18 protein-coding genes and 1 tRNA gene are annotated in these 19085 nt (G+C 53.5%); 10 read left to right on the top strand and 9 right to left on the bottom strand.

Annotated elements, in window-relative coordinates:
* The 3 genes from HOV93_RS20780 to HOV93_RS20770 form a co-directional block, all read right to left on the bottom strand.
* Positions 1-274 (bottom strand): hypothetical protein (locus tag HOV93_RS20780; protein ID WP_207398457.1); only part of this gene is annotated, 274 nt, incomplete at its 3' end.
* 411 nt (positions 275-685) lie between these two features.
* Positions 686-1801 carry a hypothetical protein gene (locus tag HOV93_RS20775; RefSeq protein ID WP_207398456.1) on the bottom strand — a complete coding sequence of 372 codons (1116 nt, stop codon included), beginning with the start codon at positions 1799-1801 and terminating at the stop codon, positions 686-688.
* A gap of 403 nt (positions 1802-2204) precedes the next feature.
* Complete coding sequence (locus HOV93_RS20770) at positions 2205-2813, bottom strand: superoxide dismutase (RefSeq protein ID WP_207398455.1); 609 nt, start codon at positions 2811-2813, stop codon at positions 2205-2207.
* A 314-nt stretch (positions 2814-3127) separates the two neighbouring features.
* Here HOV93_RS20770 and HOV93_RS20765 point away from each other — a divergent pair, with 314 nt between their 5' ends.
* Complete coding sequence (locus HOV93_RS20765) at positions 3128-4060, top strand: cupin-like domain-containing protein (protein ID WP_207398454.1); 933 nt, start codon at positions 3128-3130, stop codon at positions 4058-4060.
* A gap of 215 nt (positions 4061-4275) precedes the next feature.
* Here the strand turns inward: HOV93_RS20765 and HOV93_RS20760 are convergent, their stop codons facing one another.
* A complete protein-coding gene (locus tag HOV93_RS20760) occupies positions 4276-4683 on the bottom strand; it encodes an NINE protein (RefSeq protein ID WP_207398453.1) in 408 nt (135 codons plus the stop codon).
* Positions 4684-4790: 107 nt separating this feature from the next.
* Between HOV93_RS20760 and HOV93_RS20755 the strand changes: the two genes are divergently transcribed.
* From HOV93_RS20755 to HOV93_RS20745, 3 genes are all read left to right on the top strand, one after another.
* The gene (locus HOV93_RS20755; protein WP_235990731.1) at positions 4791-5549 is read left to right on the top strand and encodes a 2-phosphosulfolactate phosphatase; all 759 of its coding nucleotides are present in this window, start codon (positions 4791-4793) and stop codon (positions 5547-5549) included.
* Positions 5550-5731: 182 nt separating this feature from the next.
* Positions 5732-5805: transfer RNA gene (locus HOV93_RS20750), tRNA-Pro, on the top strand.
* Between the two features lie 182 nt (positions 5806-5987).
* Positions 5988-8660: an AAA family ATPase gene (locus HOV93_RS20745; protein ID WP_207398451.1), complete on the top strand. Its 2673-nt coding sequence runs from the start codon at positions 5988-5990 to the stop codon at positions 8658-8660.
* 1 nt (position 8661) lies between these two features.
* On the opposite strand, the gene HOV93_RS20740 is transcribed toward HOV93_RS20745, so the two are convergent.
* The 4 genes from HOV93_RS20740 to HOV93_RS20725 all read right to left on the bottom strand — a co-directional run bounded on the left by HOV93_RS20740 (position 8662) and on the right by HOV93_RS20725 (position 12116).
* Positions 8662-9783, bottom strand: coding sequence for a tyrosine-type recombinase/integrase (locus HOV93_RS20740; RefSeq protein WP_207398450.1), 1122 nt, complete (start codon positions 9781-9783; stop codon positions 8662-8664).
* Positions 9767-9982 (bottom strand): helix-turn-helix domain-containing protein, encoded by a 216-nt coding sequence (locus HOV93_RS20735; protein WP_207398449.1) that lies wholly within the window; start codon positions 9980-9982, stop codon positions 9767-9769. Before HOV93_RS20735 ends, HOV93_RS20740 begins: the two co-directional genes overlap by 17 nt.
* 35 nt (positions 9983-10017) lie before the next feature.
* Positions 10018-11400 carry a rolling circle replication-associated protein gene (locus tag HOV93_RS20730; RefSeq protein ID WP_207398448.1) on the bottom strand — a complete coding sequence of 461 codons (1383 nt, stop codon included), beginning with the start codon at positions 11398-11400 and terminating at the stop codon, positions 10018-10020.
* Positions 11401-11654: 254 nt separating this feature from the next.
* Positions 11655-12116: a hypothetical protein gene (locus HOV93_RS20725; protein ID WP_207398447.1), complete on the bottom strand. Its 462-nt coding sequence runs from the start codon at positions 12114-12116 to the stop codon at positions 11655-11657.
* A 656-nt stretch (positions 12117-12772) separates the two neighbouring features.
* Here HOV93_RS20725 and HOV93_RS20720 point away from each other — a divergent pair.
* The 6 genes from HOV93_RS20720 (at position 12773) to HOV93_RS20695 (ending at position 17465) form a co-directional block, all read left to right on the top strand.
* Positions 12773-13096: an ArsR/SmtB family transcription factor gene (locus tag HOV93_RS20720; RefSeq protein ID WP_207398446.1), complete on the top strand. Its 324-nt coding sequence runs from the start codon at positions 12773-12775 to the stop codon at positions 13094-13096.
* Between the two features lie 37 nt (positions 13097-13133).
* Positions 13134-14048, top strand: a complete 915-nt coding sequence (locus HOV93_RS20715) for a sulfurtransferase (protein ID WP_207398445.1) — start codon at positions 13134-13136, stop codon at positions 14046-14048.
* Positions 14049-14115: 67 nt separating this feature from the next.
* Positions 14116-14985, top strand: a complete 870-nt coding sequence (locus HOV93_RS20710; RefSeq protein ID WP_207398444.1) for a phosphate ABC transporter substrate-binding protein — start codon at positions 14116-14118, stop codon at positions 14983-14985.
* Positions 14972-15814, top strand: a complete 843-nt coding sequence (gene pstC / locus HOV93_RS20705; protein WP_207398443.1) for a phosphate ABC transporter permease subunit PstC — start codon at positions 14972-14974, stop codon at positions 15812-15814. The genes HOV93_RS20710 and pstC overlap by 14 nt, the downstream gene beginning before the upstream one ends.
* Positions 15811-16710, top strand: a complete 900-nt coding sequence (gene pstA / locus HOV93_RS20700) for a phosphate ABC transporter permease PstA (protein ID WP_207398442.1) — start codon at positions 15811-15813, stop codon at positions 16708-16710. The genes pstC and pstA overlap by 4 nt, the downstream gene beginning before the upstream one ends.
* Entirely contained in the window at positions 16707-17465 is a 759-nt protein-coding gene (locus HOV93_RS20695) for a phosphate ABC transporter ATP-binding protein (protein WP_207398441.1), read from the top strand. The genes pstA and HOV93_RS20695 overlap by 4 nt, the downstream gene beginning before the upstream one ends.
* 932 nt (positions 17466-18397) lie before the next feature.
* Here the strand turns inward: HOV93_RS20695 and HOV93_RS20690 are convergent.
* Positions 18398-19072: a TetR/AcrR family transcriptional regulator gene (locus HOV93_RS20690; protein ID WP_207398440.1), complete on the bottom strand. Its 675-nt coding sequence runs from the start codon at positions 19070-19072 to the stop codon at positions 18398-18400.
* Positions 19073-19085: the final 13 nt, after the last annotated feature.

Here is a 19085-nt window from a genome sequence, read left to right as displayed (position 1 = left end):
CGCCGGCTTCCTGGGCTTCTTGTCTTCGAATGATCGCGCTCAAGGTTGCCCCTTGCGGGCGGCCCAAGGGATCGTTGCCGTACTCGGCCCGATGCATGGGGTTCTCGAAGGGTGGCTCCTCGGGAGGTTCTTTCGGAGGCTCGTCGGCCAGTAGTGCCAGGACTTCGCCGCAGCAGGGGCAGAGGAGTCGGTTGCCATCGATCACGGCAACCTGCGAACCGTGCGCGGAGGCGCCCGGTTCGTGTTTTTCAGGTTTTTCGTGGTGATGGGACATAATGGTGCTCTTGTGTGGTGTTGGGTTGGTAGGGCCCGCGTGTCGCGGGTCGGATTCCGGGTACCCACTTCGCGACCCGCGGCACGCGGGCCCTACGTTTTGCTGCTTGTCTAGCAGCGAACTGGGTACTGTTTTTCGTATGCCTAAAAAGAAAATAGGCACGGTGCCGGGGAAGCGTCCCCTGGGCATGATTTAGATATATCAGCCTGGTGTAGCATATGTATAGTGCTCAAATGAAAATTTTTTTTAGATTCGAGTGCGCGGGGCGTGAAGCGGGTATCAGGCATGCGATCCGCGTTCGCGTGAGGCCCTACCGATCAAGAATAGGTTCTTCGCACAGCGCATAAAAAAAGGGGGAGCAAACCAGCATGCTCCCCCCCGTGGTTGTTGTTCGGTTGTGCTCGCGATGTCTTAGCGAGTGTAGGTCGACGTGGTTGGGTAGCTCGATTCGGTGCTACCGTAGCGGGAAGTCGTTCCGCTGGTGTTGCTGGAGCTTCCGCTGTAGTCGGCCGTGCCGCCTGGGCGGTAGTGCGAGCCGGAACCGGAACTGGCACCGGCGGCTGAGGTGGTCGAAGCCGTTTGATAGGCCGGGCTGCTCATGGCCTGGTAATTGTTCGGGTTCGGGGCCGACGTGCTCGAGTAGCTGCTCGTCGAAGGATACGACGAGCTGGACTGCGAGTTATTGGTCGATGGGTAGTTCGACTGAGGAGTCGCAGTCGACGGGTAACTGCCGGTTGGTGCGGACGTCGATGGGTAGCTCGGCGTGCCCTGGTTCGGGGTGCCGGGGCCGGAGGTGCTAGGGTAGCCGCTTGGGCTTGGTGTCGAGGCACCACTGTAGCTGGAAGTCTGGCCACCGGTGTACGAGGAACCACCGCTATACTGCGAGCTGCCTTGGGGCTTCGTGTACGAAGCTGGTGGAGTCGAGTAACCAGCCGGAGCTGTGCCGCTGTAGCTGGACGTGGTATTGGCGTTGGCCGTGTAGGCTGCCGGCGAAGTTCCGTAACCACCACCCTGAGCCGATGGGTTGTAAGCACCGAAACCAGCTTGCGGCGTTGCGGCGGCGGCTTGAGCCGATCCGCCAGGCGACGCAGCGTAGAAACCGCGTTGCGGCTGCATCGCTGCCTGCGAAGCTTGAGCTGCTTGACCTGCTTGACCTGCCTGAGCCGCATGTTGCTGCTGGTAGGCATAAGGGCTGGCCGAAGGAGTTGCCCCGGCCAGATAGTTTGGTGTGACCGACTGACGACCGGCCAACTGCGAAGATGACGGTACCGGAGTCGATGTCGAAGAAGGTGCCGCAGCGTACTTCGGAGCTTCCGAAGAAGCAGACGGTGCTTTTTGAGGAGCACCCAAACTGGCCATGTAGTTATAGCCGGGCATCGACTTGCATCCCGTCGCGGCGACGGAAGTGACGGAAACGGCTACGGCGAACAGTAGCGACCAGTGCTTGGTGTGCATTCGCATGGCGTCCTTGCCTTCGGATGTGCACGAGATGGTAGCGAGAGAATCCTTCTTCGCTGGCCAGCTCATTCGGTTATGTTTCAATTTTGGTGTCGGTGATGGCGTCGGACGGCATTCACTTGGAACGCTTCGACGCAGATCCCGATAACCCTACCATTAGTTTGAGATCGGAAGTTAAAGGATTGGCCTTCAATCATTCCGATACGAATTTTCAGAATCCCCAACCCAGTTTGACGAGGGCCCTGGAAATCGGTGGCGAATCGTAATAACGGGCCGAAGCGGGGTCAATGGCATTCCCCCAAAGAAATACGACACGACACGAAAAAAGGCCTGATCCCAACGGCGGATCAGGCCTGCATTGAATGCGATGCTATCAACTACCGTCCCGTCTCCCCTTTCAAAGGGAGAGGGTTTGGGAAGCTGGTATCAGGTTCGCACGGCTGGACGAGCCAGCCGTGGCACCCTGCGATAATTAACCCTTGGCAGCGGCGTAACGCGTGGCGACTTCGTCCCAGTTGATGACGTTGAAGAACGCCGAGATGTAGTCGGGACGCTTGTTCTGGTAGTTCAAGTAGTAAGCGTGTTCCCAGACGTCGAGACCCAGGATCGGGGTCTTGCCTTCCATCAGGGGCGAGTCTTGGTTCGGGGTGCTCATCACTTCGAGCTTACCACCGGAGACAACCAGCCAAGCCCAGCCGGAACCGAAACGCGTAGCAGCGGCGTTGCTGAAGTCTTCCTTGAACTTGTCGAAGCCGCCTAGTTCACTGTCGATGGCCGAGGCCAGATCGCCCGAAGGCGTACCACCGCCGCCTGGCTTCATGACGGTCCAGAATAGGGTGTGGTTGGCATGACCGCCACCATTGTTGCGAACGGCTCCGCGGATGTTTTCAGGCACCGAATTGATGTCGGTGACGAGTTCCTCAATCGACTTCCCTTCGAGATCGGTCCCTTCGATCGCAGCATTCACCTTGGTGATGTAGGCGTTGTGATGCTTTGTGTGATGGATTTCCATCGTTTTGGCGTCGATGTGCGGTTCCAGGGCATCGTAGGCGTACGGCAGTGCGGGAAGTGTGTAAGCCATAGTTGGGATCCTCAACTTATTTTCATTAGGTGTCGTTACGGGCAAAAGCAACGGCCAGATAGTCCGCATTCGACGAACGGTCTGACTTGCCGACAGAATAACGCATCCCCCGCACGGTGGCAATCAGCCGCGCCGGCGACGGTTATTCCATTGGTAACGGTTAGAAGGAATAAATCAATCGGGCCAGCGATCGTTTAGGGTGGTTTGGGGAAAGAAGTTAGCTCGGGCAGGCTTACGGCGTGGGCAGCACCTAGACTTCCTAAATAAACGGTTAACACGCATTTCCTCAATGTATTGCGCGAGAGTCCCCGAAAATGGTCGCAACGAACCTGGTCGACTGCAATTTTACGAATCAGCAGTTGGAAGAAACCCCGCTGACCGTCCCGCATCATCTGCTAGATAGCGGGCTATTCACCGACGAACAACTTGTTCGCATTCTGGACACTCATCCGCGCGATTACTTGAATGTCCACACGATGGGCACCGACGAGAAGTCGAACCAGTGGCAAGAAGGGGATGCCTCGAAGCTTTCCGGCGAGCAGCTGCTGGAAGCCACCAAGGCCGGCCGCTTGTGGCTGAACGTCCGCAACATGGCTCAACATCACGAAGACTTCCGCAAGCTGATCGACGACGTCTATAACGAAGTCGAAGCCAAGGCCACCGGCTTTCATGCTTTGCAGCGTTCGGCCAACTTGCTGGTCAGTTCGCCCCGGGCGCTCGTTTATTACCACTTGGACATCCCCTGCAACATGCTGTGGCACCTGCGTGGTGTGAAACGCGTGTTTGCCTATCCGCCGCGTAACGAGCGCTACGTCACGCAAAAGAAGATTGAAGATGTCATTTGCGGCGTGTGCAATGAAGAACTCGACTACAACCCCGAGTTCGACAACGAAGCCATGGTCGTCGACTTGCAGCCGGGCCAAATGATTACCTGGCCGCAGAACACACCGCATCGCGTGAGTAACATCGAAGGGCTGAACGTTTCGCTAACGACCGAACACCTCACGCCGAAGGCTCGCCGTCGCATCAAGTTGTTCCGCGCGAACCGTTTTCTGCGACACAAACTAGGCTATCAAACGCTTTCGCAAAACACCGAAGGGCTCGGTTATCTTACGAAGGTCGCGGCCTATACCGTCGTGCGTGCCTGGCAGAAACTGTTCCCTGAGAAAGCCGACGGCTACCACTACCCAGTAACCTTCGAACTCGACCCGAGCAGCCCTGCTAAGATTCAAGAACTGGCGAAGTAGTTTCGCCCGGAAGGCTTCGGCTTCAACCTTAGAGTCAGTGGCTCTATCGTGTCTCTGGGTCGGCAACGCCGACAAGCGGCTAATGCAAGAGCGTAGCCCAATCGCCAGGCAGCCATTCTTATTTACTCGGCAGCATGAACCGCATGTGGCCTAGAGATGAATTTCTAGGCCATCTGTTCTTTGCGTTCTACCAAGCCACGCCTACCGGCCGGTAACTAAACGTTTGCCAGTTCGCGGTTGATTTCATCGACTTGCTGGTTGATCGTCAGGCAGTCGTAGATCCAGCCGATGCCGAACACACCGGCCGTGAGCAGCCAAATGATGCCGCTGATCCACTTCCCCATGTAGAAGCGATGGATGCCCAGATAGCCCAGGAACACCGTCAACAGCCAAGCGGCCGTGTAATCGATCGGCCCAGCCTTGAAGCGTTGGTTGCACTCGGCATCCATGGAAGGGATTAGGAACAGGTCGATGATCCAGCCGATAAACAGAACCCCCAGCGTCAGCATCCAGATCACGCCGGTAACAGGCTTGCCGTAATAGAAGCGATGGGCTCCGAACATACCGAACGCCCAGGCAATGTAACCCACAATGATCGAGTGGGTGTTGTTGTTCTCCGTCATTCCTCAGTCAACCCTTTCAGGTCATAATTTAGTGGTTGGTGTGTTGTTGTTCTAATCATAGATTCGTCGCCGCCGAAAGAAAATTGCCGAGTCCCTGGGAGTTAATCTTGAAAACCAAGCGAATCGATGTCTTTCTCTTGCCGGCCCTGATAGGCGAAACCGATCTCTCAGGCGGGGCGGCCGTAGTGATCGACGTGCTGCGGGCGACCACCACCATTACGCATGCCATCGCCCATCAAGCCGATTGTGTCGTTCCTTTGTTAACCATTGACGAGGCAAAAGGGGAGGGAACCAAAAATCCTTCCGCTTTAATGGGCGGTGAACGCGGCGGTCAAAAGATCGACGGCTTCGATCTGGGGAACTCTCCGGCAGAGTACCCCGAGAGCGTGGTTGGTGGCAAGAAAATTCTTTTCACCACCACCAACGGCACCAAGGCCATGCAGGCCTGTCGCACGGCAGCTGAAATCTATATCGCCGGGTTCGTGAACCTAACGGCGGTTTGCAACAAGCTGGCCGATTGCCCGCACATCTTCGTTGTGTGTGCCGGCACCGCAGGAGAGATCACGCGGGAAGACGTCCTACTGGCCGGAGCCATCGTCGACCATCTTTCCACCGACGCCACCGAGCCGATGCAGCTTAACGATCAGGCCCAGATCGCCGCCGATGCCTGGCTGGAATCCAAGACCGAGCTGACCACCACCACGCTGGCCGACCGTCTGAAACAAAGCCGCGGAGGCCGCAACGTGCTGCGTCTGGGGCAAGAAAACGATATCGATATCGCGGCCACGCTCGACAAGTTCGACGTGGTGCCGATGCTGAATCCGAAGACCTGGGAAATCCGTGATTCTCGGAATTCGGCCCCCTAACGCAACATTCCAGCCCACTTGTCAGCAGAAACAGCCATAAGCCCCCACCGCGAAGCCACATCAGGCCTTGTTTCCCCGGCCCAGAGTTGGCATATTGGTAATTTCCCACCCAGGTGCCGGCTTCCCTAAAGCGAACCGGCGCCTATCGATGGTGTCTCACCGACACAACCACAGGGAAAACACGGGGTATAGCGCAGCCTGGTAGCGCGTTTGACTGGGGGTCAAAAGGTCGCAGGTTCAAATCCTGTTACCCCGACTTATACTTCTTATCGTAACTGCCCCCCTGGGTAGCGGTTACGAATAGCTCGGTTTATTATCACAGCTCTCAATGATTGAAGTGTCATGATTTATGTCACTTAGTCAAGGTCAGAGCTATCTAGGCGTATTCTTATCGCCACAGATACTCCCGCGCACATCGATACGAATTGCGAGCAACTGATGCTTGAAGGTTTTAAAAAGCAGCTAGCGGAAAAGTCTGTCTCATCTGGTGGCAATTTTGTCCGGACGGACTTTCACGTGCACTATCCCGGTCTTGATGATTACGAATACAAGGGCGACGACTCTGTTCAAGTGATGGGCAAAGCTCTTAACGATGAAGGTATTGGCTTAGCTGTTGTTTTGAGACACCAGGAATTCCCTACTAAGGAACAGCTTCAAAGTCTTCAGAAGTTCTGTAAAAACACAGTTCTTCTGCCAGGGGCGGAGATAAATGTCTTTGTCGATGCTTTGGACAAAAAGGTATCGAAAGATCATTACTTTCATTGCATCGTTGTTGCCGATCCAAAGTCAGATTGGGCTTATCTATTGCATAAGGCAAAGGACAAGTTCACTTACAAGGGGGAGAATTATCCTTCGGGTTTTCACTCAAGTATTGAGGATTTGGGGAAATTCTTTATTGGCGAAGGAGCTCTTTTTATTGCCGCGCATCTCCACCAGGCGAAGGCACCTGAAAAGTCTCGTAGTGTAGACGATATCTATGAGGATGATGCTTTTCTGGATTTTGTAGAGTCGGGAGTATTTACAGCTTTAGAGGTTCGTTCTACCGCTACGGCCGAATTCTTCGATGGTCGTAGAACAACAAAGAGTGGAAAGCAAATTCCTAAAGCGATTTGCGTGCGTTCAAGTGATGCTCACAGCCACGAACATTTGATAGAGCGTCAACGCTCTACCTGGGTGCAAATGGAAACGCCGAGTTTCGAAGAGCTTAAAGCATCATTGTCGTTTCGCCATCGAGTTCGGCTAGAAGCTCCAGACTTTAAGCATAGCCAAGTGATTGGATTGCATGTTGAGGGCAGCTTTATCAAAGAGTCTTGGATCGAGTTTAGCCCTGGCATCAACTGTCTGATCGGGTGCAAAGGTTCAGGTAAGACTTCGGTACTCGAGTGTTTACGTTTCGTGTTGAACACCGATGTTCCATCTGAGCGTCAGGAAACAGTCGACAAGCACCTAAATCACATTCTAGGACCAGCGGGGTACGTCGAATGCCTCGTTAAGAAATCCGATGGCACTCAACATTTGCTGACGCGAAAAATGGAGAGCAAGGATCGTATTAAAATCACTGAGCAAGATGGCACAGCAAGAGAAGTACAGATACGGGAGGGCATCGACTTTGATGTCTCGATTTTGGGATGGCATGAGATCGAGGCGGTGGCTGATCGTCCTTCCGCTCGTATTAAGCTTCTTGACCGAATTCAAGGCGAGGACGAGATCAAATTATTGTACTCCACGATCGAGTCAAACATTGAAAATGCTCGAGACCTCTTACCTACATTCCAGCGGAAGATAAAACGCCTGGACGAATCACTAAAGTCTCTATGGGGACTTCAGCGAAAACGTCGGACTCTTCAGAAACTGGAAGAAGGTGAGTTGCTACAGCTCCAGAATAAGTACGAACAGTATTTGAGCATCCAAGAGGAACTCAAGTCGTTAAAGACTCAATTAATTCGAGCGGGAAATCGCACTAAAAAACAAGTCGATTCGGCTTTTCGTTTTCTCCAAAACGATCCAACCGAAGTGGCCGCGATGCCAGCAGACATAACGGAACCTATCAATCGTTCGTCCGAATGTCGCAAGCATCTGAAATCAGAGATTGACGGAATCAGTGATAAGATTTCGACTCTTTCCCAAGACTCCTCGGATATTATTCAAACGCAAATAGACGAGGTTATAAAAGCTTTTGCCAAGTTTAGGGAAAACGAGTATGAGCCGCGTACAAACGAACTTCCTACGGAGGAACGCGAAATACTCTCTCGTCAAATTCTGATTATCGAGGAAACAAAAGGACTCCCAGAAGAAGAAGATATCGCCCGTGCCCTCAGAGACGAAGTACAAGCTCTGGCGCTTGAACTTCATGATTTCTGTGACAACATTTGCAAGTCACGCAAGAAAATCTGCGACATAAGAATTGCCAACATTGCTCAAATAAATACCGAAGTCGATTCAATTGAGATGTCTTTTCTTCGATCCGCTAATCATGCTCGGCGTGATTCGTTTATGAATACGTACCGCGAAGAGGCAAGCGGGATCATGGGTTTAGTCAACGAGTATGGCGGTGCTGAGCCGTACGAAAAGCTGCGTAGCCTCTTTGCTGATTTTCGCGACTTAAAAATCGAGGAAGAACGATGGGCCGTAAAGGACTTGATGTGGGATGCGAAATTCGTTGAGTTCTTGAAGATCTTCGATGATGACGATGTTGAAATCAGAATGCAGGTTGGCGCTGCTGGATTTGTACCCATTCAGAACCTGTCCGCTGGGCAGCGCTGTACCGCCGTCTTCCCATTGCTGCTGAGAAACACCAAAGGGCCGCTCGTTATTGATCAGCCGGAAGACAATCTCGATAACCGGTATATCGCGGATACTATTGCACCTGATCTACTTAAGAAGAAGAACGGTCAACAGTTTGTTACGACTTCGCACAATGCAAACTTGGTCGTTTTAACGGACTCCGATCTAATTGTTCATGCCGATTCCGATGGCAAGTCGGGTCAAATTGTTGAGCGAGGTTTCTTTGGTTGTCAATCAAGCAGGATTGCACCATCCGTATTAGATGTTTTGGATGGTGGTGAACAAGCACTTCGAGCCAGGCAGCAAAAATACGGTAATAGCGATTAGTTCAGCTAGTTGGCTGTTCATTGCCCCAGATGGCCTGAGATACGATGCGTGCGTCTGAGCCAACATAATATTTCAAGGTTGTCTCTATCGACTCGTGTCTCATTAATTGCATTAAGTGTTGAGGAAGGGCTTTTTGTGCCCAGCGTTGACCAAACGATCGTCTGAGATCGTGTAGCCCAGCAAACTTTTCCTTTCCCGAGATGGGATTGATATCAACAATCACTTTGGCTTTTCGGCCAATTCGACAAGCAAGGCGAGAGTACCAGTCCGCCTTCCAGCGTTCTCCATGGCTTGGATGGAAAAACAACGGACCATTTCTGTTCGCCTTAGGTACTTGCTCTAAGAGGGCGGCAAATTCGGGAGTAATTGGAAGCAAACGGTCACAACGGCCTTTTTCCAGTTCAGCCAAAATTCGAAGCATAGGGAACTCTCCATCTAAGACAATTTGAATTTTGTCTTGGCGATCCCAGTAGACTTCGAGCGACTCCGAGAGGCGAAGTCCCGAGCACCAAATGCCGCGAAGAAAGAATCGCCAGCTTTCCGTTGCCTCCTCTCCAACCACTTCAGAAACAACATCAAGCATTCTTTGGAATTCTTCATCAGTGATTGGTCGACCTCGCATCAGCTTAGAGCCTTTCGGCTGCTTAGGTAATCGGAACTTTGGTACCTTGTCGATCATCTCGTGATCTTTTGCCCAATTAAGAGCAGCTCGAAGGTGCTTCAGATAGGTGATAATCGTGGCGAGACGTTTATCAGACTTCAGTAGTTCAGCTTGGAACCGGGCCAGGCGTTGGGCGGTGATGTCGTTAACGTAACGAGGATTCAGAATCCTCTCAACATTGTTAAACATCGCATCGTAGGTATACGCGGCCTGAGTGGCGAGCAGCGGAAACTTGTCTTCCTCAAAGCATTCGCGGAAGTACTCCCAAGGAAGCTTGGCCGGATTAACCTCGATGCCTGCGTTAACGTCGGCCTCGATCTTTCCCGCCAGGCGTTCTGCCTCCTTTGGACTGTTCGTTTCCGCCGACTTCTGACGAATCGCCCCCGTCTCGGGATCGGTCCAGCGGAGAACCAGGAAGCGTCGGCCAATATCGCAGACTCGGACGTTAGCTTTCTTGTGCATTGGAGGCTCTCCTTTCCAGGAATTCGATGATCTGGTTGCCTGAAATGAAAGCTCGTTTACCAAGTCTTATGACAGGTAGGCCTTCTCTTTTCATTTCTCTGATCGAGGCATCGGAAATCCCAAGACGGGCTTTGAGCTGGCGCGTTGTGTACAACTCTTGGCGACTAATCACGCCGCATCCTTGCTGATTGCTTGTCATGTAAATGTCCTTTCGTGATTGTTCAATCGTGAAATCTAGGCGGCGCGTCTGGCGTCGCCTTTCAATGCCAGCGCTTCGAGACGGAAGTTGAGTTGCCGATTCTTGTCTTCAAGGATCAGCTGCGTAACGCTCTCGGAAGTAAGGGGAATGGCTCTGAGGCAAAAGTTCTCGAAGCCAAAGAACGCTTTAGCGTCGTGGAATGACACGAACCTCAATTGGCCAAGAAATTGGGTCGAGTATTCCCGAGTTCCGTTGTGGTGTGTCTTGATGTGATTGGCCAGCAGAACGGTTTGTTGACCGCAGCGAGCGAGACGCTCGCGAATCGTAGAACGCACTTCGCCAGGGTCGCGTTCTTTCTTAGGACGGGCATTTTCGTCGTGCCCATCCGGGGCGGCCTCCTTTGTTATTGGAATGCTCTTAGTCTCACCTTTCGAGCTTTCCCAAAAGCCGTTGGACGTTGAGTAACGCCGGACGAGAGGGCCATAGTCTAGTACCCAATCGGGATAACCAGACTCGGGTGGCTTGATCAGATACTTCGTGGCGTATCTTGCAGCGTGAAGCTTGGAATTGAATTTTCTTTTTGAGAATCGAATCAATCCGAATCCTGGGCGGTCACTAGGTTTGGGACCTGCCCACCTGGGACGATAGTTGTCCCACATCTCCTGAACGATCTTTTTCGAAACGTACGACGCGTCAATCAGCACATGCCAATGGGCATAGCCGTTCTTATGCCACTCAATGACCGAGAAGAACCTCTTGGAATGGACGAGTCCCCGATCACGTAGCGCCCGCATAAGATTGGAGAGGCAGCGTTTCGCTTTGAAGTACTCAAACGCCTCATCAGGGCTACTAAACAATGTTGGATCTATGGTGAATGTCCACATCTGGACACTGGTGAATGTCTCAATGATTGGGATGAGCCGAAGACGAAGTGCGATTCCCATGCTTGGGGCGCAGTCGTCGCAGAACCAACTCTTGCATCGACACCGGCGAGCTTCATAAGTGGTTTCAGGTTCGATCGGTTCAGGTGGCCGTTCTCGGTCACACTCTTCCCCACACTGTTTCCGTTTCTCTTCAAGTGAATGAGAAACGGACGCCGCTGCGACTCCGGGGCCTCCCTCCGCTTCGCTCCGGTCGGCCCCTTCGTCTACGCTATGTCCCTTTAGCGGTTCTACCTCGCCACGAAGGACGGCGGCTTCGTAGCGTTGTCGAAGTATGTCATAGGCATCATCGCCCTGAACTTGGCCAACAAACCGGAGGTTGCCATTTTCGGCCACTCGTACCCATCTATCGCCAACTCTCCGATGACGAACGGTTTCAAGATCGCAGACCCAGCCGTAACCAGGCGGCTCTTCGCTCCAACGCTGGTCCGATTGCACTGCACGCGCGCAGACATCCTTGTTATCATGTGAAGACATGACGTTTACTCCCTAGTAACGTTATGCCCCGGGAACGTCGGCGACCAAACTTTCGTTCCTGGGGTTTTTTATGCCGCAAACCATTCGCGGCGTGAAATCAAAACTACCTCATTTCGCCCTCTAAAAGCGATTTCCATATTGTGAGCAGTTACTTCGGGCGACCAGGGGAACCATAAAGCCTCAAGGTTCCCCTGGACCCCTCCTTCTCCAACAAAGCGCGACAGGGCCAGAGCGGATGGCTTCGGCCAGGTCGGCTAGTACTTCTCAACGGTGTAACGAACCGGCCGACCGCTATAGTCCAGAATGAACCAGACTTCACCGTTCTCGTATGGTGTCTTTGCTCCGATATCATGCGGGTTCGGTTCCTGGCCTTCTCCGCGTTTCCATAGAGCGTATTCTTCGTTGTAGCACTCCTCGGTGTAGGTCACGTATTTAGCTGGTTGGCCGATGAAGAGGCACTTCGATCGGGGTTCTACCTTTACGACCTTATCTTGCAGCTTGGGGAAACCTGGTTGCATCCGGTCAACAACTCCTTCGATCACGCCCGCTACAAGTTGGCTGATGCTCAAACCGCATTCCTCGGCTACTTCTTTGATCTTTCGATGAATGTCAGCATCGACGCGTACACGGAGATCGACGGAACTGTCGATCGGAGCTTCCGATTCAGTCTGCTGGGTAGCCGGTGCTTTCTTTGCTGTCGTCTTTCGTTTGGCCATGTCTACAGCCCTCCTTCTGACCTGAATTTCGACCATTGAACGGAAGCTACTTTACACTTTTGTGAGTCAGTGTGGCAATGTCACTGCCTAAATGTGCGGCGTTACGTGCGGCGTCACTTGTGGTGTCACGGATTGAGGCCAAAAGTGTCACGAATTGTCGGGAAAACAAGAGCATCCCCGTAGCCAAGAAGTGGCTTAAAGTTCACGAAACCGGGTGAAAATGATTGCAAATTAACCCGAAATTTCGTCTTCAAGCGCTGGGGGTCAAAAGGTCGCAGGTTCAAATCCTGTTACCCCGACTTAAATTCAAATCAGCTCGTCGCAGTCTGTATGCGGCGAGCTGTTTCTCGTTTGATGTGAACAAGTTACGCAAACCACGAATGGCAACTCAGTCAGTTCAAACAGACGACACGATTCAGCAGGCGATAAAGGGCACTTGCTCGAACCGACTGCTTAGCAGGGGGTTACGACGTTCAAATCCTGTCGCCACTCTCGGGGGCCGGCAGTCTGGCTCGAGTCCTACAGCGGAAGCGTTTTTGTTTCAGGCCCTGCGTATGAGCGCATCGGATCAGGTTTCAACTTTCGGCATGGTTGCACACATCTCGTTATTATGATTGAATGGCCACTCAACTGAATGTCGGTTCAAGTGATACGCCATGAAACCATCCCTAAGCATTCTCGGTCAGGACTCAGAAGTCGACGTGTCGTGCGCCAGCGTTCTGAAAGTCTTGGCAGACGAAACACGTCTGGCTGTGGTTGAATCCCTGCTCGATGGCCCCAAGACCGTTGCAGAGATCAACGATGTACTTGAAGTCGAGCCAACGCTGCTGTCTCACCACCTCAGAGCGTTACGCGACGCCGGACTTGTCACTCGTGAACGACAGGGGCGGAACGCATCGTACGCGCTGGTTTCCTCGCTCTTGGCGCGTCGAAAAGGACGGGCGATAGACCTCGGTTGCTGCACTCTTTCGTTCTCCTGATCACCCCCAAATCCTCGTCATCTACGGACTCAACATCATGCCATTCGATTTCAAGGCGTTTGTCGGTGCCTGTTGCATCATCAACTGCTCAGTCTGCTTCGGTCAAATTGGGATCATTGCGCCGCAGGAGGCACGGGAATTGATCGAGCAGTCGGGTTCCGACCAAGGCGTGGCAGTCCTCGATACCCGTGGTGGCTACAAGGATTACTTCCGAGGTCACATTTCTAAGGCCCATCACATCAACTTTGGCACACTTCGCGGCACGGACCACGGAGTCCCTGTCCAATACCTTCCCGATGATCTGACTGCGGCACTCCTATCGCGAGCCGGCGTGGACAAAAACCGGGCTCTCCTGGTGTATGCGACCGGTGACGTTCTGCCGAATGATGAAATCCTGAGCGCCACGATGGTGGCGTATGTCTTGGAAAAATTCGGTGTCAAGAATATTCGAGTCATCGACGGCGGTCTGGCTGAGTGGCAGAAGAATGGTTTGCCAACGACTCAAGAATACTTTGGCAATCCACCTGGAGAACTGCCTAAAACGATGAACAAACGGATAGGGATTGATCTCAACGAACTGCTGAAACGCAAAGACCAGCCCAACGTCGTCCTTGTCGATGCCCGACCTCATAACGAGTATGTCGGTGACGATGATATCTGGGTGCGTAAAGGGCACATTCCCGGAGCAATCAACTTTCACTGGGCTCGACTGATGGAAGCTGACAATACCCACAAGTTTCTTCCAATGACCACGGTCAAGGACGAACTCAAATCGGCCGGCCTTACTCCCGACAAAGAGATCATCGTCTACTGCGGAACGTCCCGCGAGGGAAGTTTGCTGCGGTTCTACCTGGCTCACGTTGCCAAGTATCCAAACGTCCGCCTCTACGAAGGCTCGTGGAAGGAATACGCATCCCTGAAACAGTATCCGGCCGAGACCAAGGAAAACTGACCGACACATTCCCGTCCACTTGGTCGACGGACAACCCTCAGCACACAGCATTACACGCAGACAGAGAATGAAACTGATCCATCCCGCTTTATATACGACGGTCCTCGTCATCTCGCTGGCGGGATGCTCCGGGAGTCCATCGAGCGAAGTCTCGGTAGAGGCTGACGGAAACCTGTCCGGCAAACTAACGCTGACGGGGTCGAGTACGGTCGCACCTCTCGTCACCGAGATTGCCAGGCGTTTTGAAGAACGTCATCCAAAGGCACGCATTGATGTGCAGACGGGTGGCTCCGGCAAGGGCATCGCCGACGCTCGCATGGGAGTCGCTGATATCGGTATGGCCAGCCGTGCCTTGAAATCTGATGAAACTGATTTGACTGCACATCAGATTGCGGCTGACGGAGTTGGTCTGATTGTGCACAGTTCCAATCCGATCGAAGAACTGACAGCCGAGCAAGTCAATTCCATCTACACAAACCAGACTCAAAACTGGAAGGATGTTGGCGGTGATGAGAGCGAGATCATCGTCGTCCACAAGGCAGAGGGCCGTGCGACTCTGGATGTGTTTCTCAATCATTTCTCAATCGACAACACGACTGTTAAAGCGGATGTCATCGTTGGGGAAAACGAGCACGGCATCAAAACTGTCGTGGGAACTGAGAACGCGATTGGATACGTCTCCATTGGGACAGCCGAGGCCGACATCGCTGCGGACGTACCAATCCGCTTGCTGTCGTTGGGTGGTGTGGAAGCGAGCACAGCCACAGTTGCCAGTGGTGAGTTTCCAATGAGTCGCCCTTTGAGCCTGATCACGACGGACTCCCCATCACCACTTGCAATGGAGTTCATTCGCTTCTGCCAATCGACAGAAGTGCATGACTTGGTCCGCTCGCAGTATTTCGTTCCAGTCACAAGTGAGCCCAATGCCGCGCAGTGATCTGCTTCTCATGATCATCAGCCGCGTCTCGGCTCTCCTGTCCGCCGCAGTCGTGTTGGTAATCCTCGGATTTCTTTTTCGCGAAGCGACACCCGCATTGCTTGAAATCGGGCTGAGTCGGTTCTTCACCGATCGGAGTTGGCATCCCCTGTCAGGCAACTTCAATCTCAAGCCGATGATCGTGGCGACACTGGTGACAAGTCTGGGAGCTGTCGCCATTGCCGGACCGCTGGGAATTGCATCAGGGTTGTTCGTCCACTTCTACGCTCCTCCAGCACTAGCCACCTGGCACAGACGTATCGTCGAACTTCTTGCTGGTATCCCTTCGGTCGTCTTCGGACTTTGGGGACTGGTCGTACTCGCGCCGATCATTGCGAATCTGGGGGGCAGTGGGCAGAACTTGCTGACTGCTACCGTCGTACTGGGGCTCATGGTTTTGCCAACCGTTGCCGTGTTGTCCGACAATGCTGTCGCTGCTGCTCCGCGAGAGGCGATCCACGGCGCAGCCGCGCTGGGAATGTCGCGTTGGGCAATCGTGTGGGAAATTGTCCTGCCGGAGTCCCGTTCTGGCATCGCGGCCGGAGTGATCCTGGCGCTCACTCGTGCTTTGGGCGAGACGATGGCCGTACTGATGTTGGCTGGGAACGTTGTCGAGATGCCGACGTCGCTCTTGTCGCCGGGCCGCACGCTGAACGCGAACATCGCCTTGGAACTCGGCTATGCATCAACTTCACATCGTTCGGTTCTGTTTGTCAGCGGACTTATTTTGATGCTGGTTGTTAGTGTCATCGTAATCGTGATTTCGCGACGCGGGAGGCCGATCAGATGAGCATCACGCGTTCCATTGAGCCATCCCGTCCAGATCAACGGAAACACACAATCCGCGAGTACGTGGCCACGCTTGCAATCTGGTGTGCAGCATGCCTGGTGATGGGGATTTTGGCCTGGATTCTCACCGACATCGCTGTACGAGGAGTTTCACAGATCAACATCTCGTTTCTGCTCGACGACGTCACGGACGCTGGACGGTCCGGTGGGATCGGTCCCGTTATTCTCTCAACCATCCTAATTCTACTTGTGACGTTGTCGGTATCAGTTCCGCTGTCGATAGCAACGGCCATCGCACTGACGGAGCAAATTGGATACGACTCCCTGCTTGCTCGATTCGTTCGTCGGTGCCTCGATATTCTCGCGGGGGTTCCCTCCATTGTTTTCGGATTGTTTGGCAACGCATTTTTTACCATTACGCTCGGGCTTGGTTACTCAATCCTGTCCGGTGGCCTCACTCTGAGTTGCATGATTCTGCCAATTCTTATCCGCACGGCGGAGCAAGCCATCAATTCGGTTCCGATGGAACATCGTCAGGCCGCTGCGGCTCTTGGACTGACTCGATCGTCGACTTTGTTCCGCGTAGTAATCCCTGCTGCCGCTCCAGCTTTGGCGGCCGGAGTGGTTCTCGGCGTCGGTCGAGCGCTGGCAGAGACGGCTGCTTTGATATTCACTTCAGGTTATGTCGCGCGATCACCCGAATCACTTTTTGATTCCGGCAGGTCGCTCAGTGTGCATATCTACGACTTAGCAATGAACGTGCCGAATGGTGGGGCGAGAGCCTACGCAACCGCTTGCGTTCTGGTTGCCATTCTGCTGGTTATCAACGGGACAACAGCATTGCTGTTGAAAGTTGCCGGCCTGGGCACGACACCACAAGGCAGAGACCGTCAATGATTTCCTCTGAGAATCTATCGGTTTCGTACCATGGACGCACTGTTTTGCGGAACGCTTCAGTTGCAGCAAATCCGGGACGAGTCCTTGCCCTTGTTGGTCCGTCTGGGTGTGGCAAGAGTAGCTTCTTGGCGGCACTGAATCGCATGACGGACTTGATTCCCGGTGCCAACGTCACTGGGCAAATCTCTTTTGATGGTCGTCCAATCGACAGAGTGTTTTCAAGTCGCACTGAGCTTCGACGTCAGGTCGGCATGATCTTTCAAAAGCCGAATCCTTTTGCGATGTCCATCCGACGCAATATCGAGCTGGCTCTGCGTGAGCATGGGCTGGGCAATCGCGACGAGCTGAGGCAGATTACAGAAAGAGCCCTGCGCGATGTTAGCCTCTGGGATGAGGTTCAAGACCGGCTCGATCAGTCGGCCCTTGAGCTCTCAGGCGGACAGCAACAGCGGCTTTGCATCGCGAGGGCGATTGCTCTGAAACCTCAAGTGCTACTGATGGACGAGCCTTGCAGTGCTCTCGATCCGATCGCTGCCGAGCGTGTCGAACAACTGATCCAGTCAATGCGTGAGCACTACACGATCATCATTGTCACTCACAATCTCGGCCAAGCACGGCGTTTGGCCGACCACGTTGCCGTCTTCTGGACGCGAGGCGGCGTCGGTGAAATCGTTGAATATGGTCCGACTGAGGCTTTGTTCGAGGCATCCTCGAATGAAATCGTGAAGTCGTATTTGTCTGGAGAACGGGGATGACTCGCGGTCGATTTATTTGAGTGCTCGGAGCACTTGAGTGCCCCGAGCACGATTCACTCCGAGTAACCTGAACAATTCAGACCTCGTCGAAACTTCGCCAGAGTCGAGCATAGATTGGTCGTACTGAGCTGCTTCGACTCCGTTGGGCGTGACTTCTTGGGCACTTTTTTCGGCCTCGGAACGGCCGTAGTCGAAGACCACGGGTAAAACTGCACCTTTGGCAATCGACGTAAGTTCTTGATAAAAAAAGCTCCTAGCTCAACGAGCCCATGTTCGCATAGAGTCCGACTCGGGGAGCTTTTCGGTCTCGGCAGCTCGGTTAACAGTTACGCGGCGTCGAACATCGACTCCACAATCACGACTGGCCAGTTGTCGAATTCAGAGCCAAAAAGTTCTAACCGTGTCTGGTTGTCCCGACTTGCGGAAGGCGCACGGCATTTCAAAACGACGTGTTTTCGTAAATGCCTTTGGCACAACAGCTTACGCGGTGGTTAAGAATCTGGTTCTCAATCCCGTATCACAGCTCTGCTAGGTCATGCTGCGAACCGTGTCGACCGAAACGCAGACGTTTTGGAGACCTGCGAGTTCAAATCCCGTCATCTGTCTAATCCTTACGGCGATGGATCTTCCATTCGCCAACTGCGGTCCAGACCATATGGCGTGGCGTTTCGGCCGGCAATATGTCACGGGGCGTTGACGAAGGCGACCCCGAGAGCAGCATTGATTGGCCGCGAGCGCGGCTATCTCTCGTCGGCCCTCGGGGCCCAGGACGGTTCGACCTTGGTCATGTAATTGAATGCACCTGAAGTTAGGCACGGTAGCCGTCTCTTTGCTGCCGATCAGGGCCGACCGGAATGACCCAGACAATATCCAAAAGTGCAAGGGCATGTTCATGAAAACTTCGCGACCCCTCAGCGTCGCGCACTCCGAATTCAATCATCAATGACAGGCATGACGATGTGATACTCAGAAGGGGTGGCAAGAACAATCTTAAAAGACTGAGCGGCGAGTTTGGCAACCGCCAATAGTCGCGTCTTGGATAACCCGGCGCGTGATGCTGACGACAAACCACGGAGGGTTGTGACTACATAATCGGCTAGTCCCCGCGCCCGCTGCGGCTCGGTTTGGCTTATGTAATGCTCGATGAAATGAGCAGCAGCTTCACCGTAGGCATTGGCCAGAGCGCGAGCCTGTGGATCGTCGGCGCCCATGCCCTCCGCCACCATGCAGCCACGCTTGGCTTTCGACCTCGTGTAAAGCTCGGCCGCTCGCAATAGCAATTCGCTAATCGCTTCGGGAAGCGGTCGGTCGGGCGTCAGTATCTTGTTCGCCGGTAGATTGGCCTCTTCGACATAGACTTCAAGGCAGCGTTCATAAAGCCCAGCCTTGCTGCCATAGGCGGCATAGAGACTAGGTGGATTGATACCTAGGACGCGCGTTAGTTCGGCGATCCCTACGGCGTCATACCCACGTTCATGGAACAGATCTTTCGCAATGGAAAGACCGGCTCCACGATCGAAGGCGCGCCGCGATGGGCGGGTTGACAGGCGTCCGGCATCGCCTTTGAGCGATCCCGACTTTCTCTGTTTCATAGTCGATGAACTCATCCAGTATTCTTGT

Source organism: Bremerella alba (assembly GCF_013618625.1).
GTDB classification, from domain to species: domain Bacteria; phylum Planctomycetota; class Planctomycetia; order Pirellulales; family Pirellulaceae; genus Bremerella; species Bremerella alba.
The sequence above is the reverse complement of the archived record's forward strand: the minus strand, read 5'-3'. Positions and strand labels throughout refer to the sequence as shown.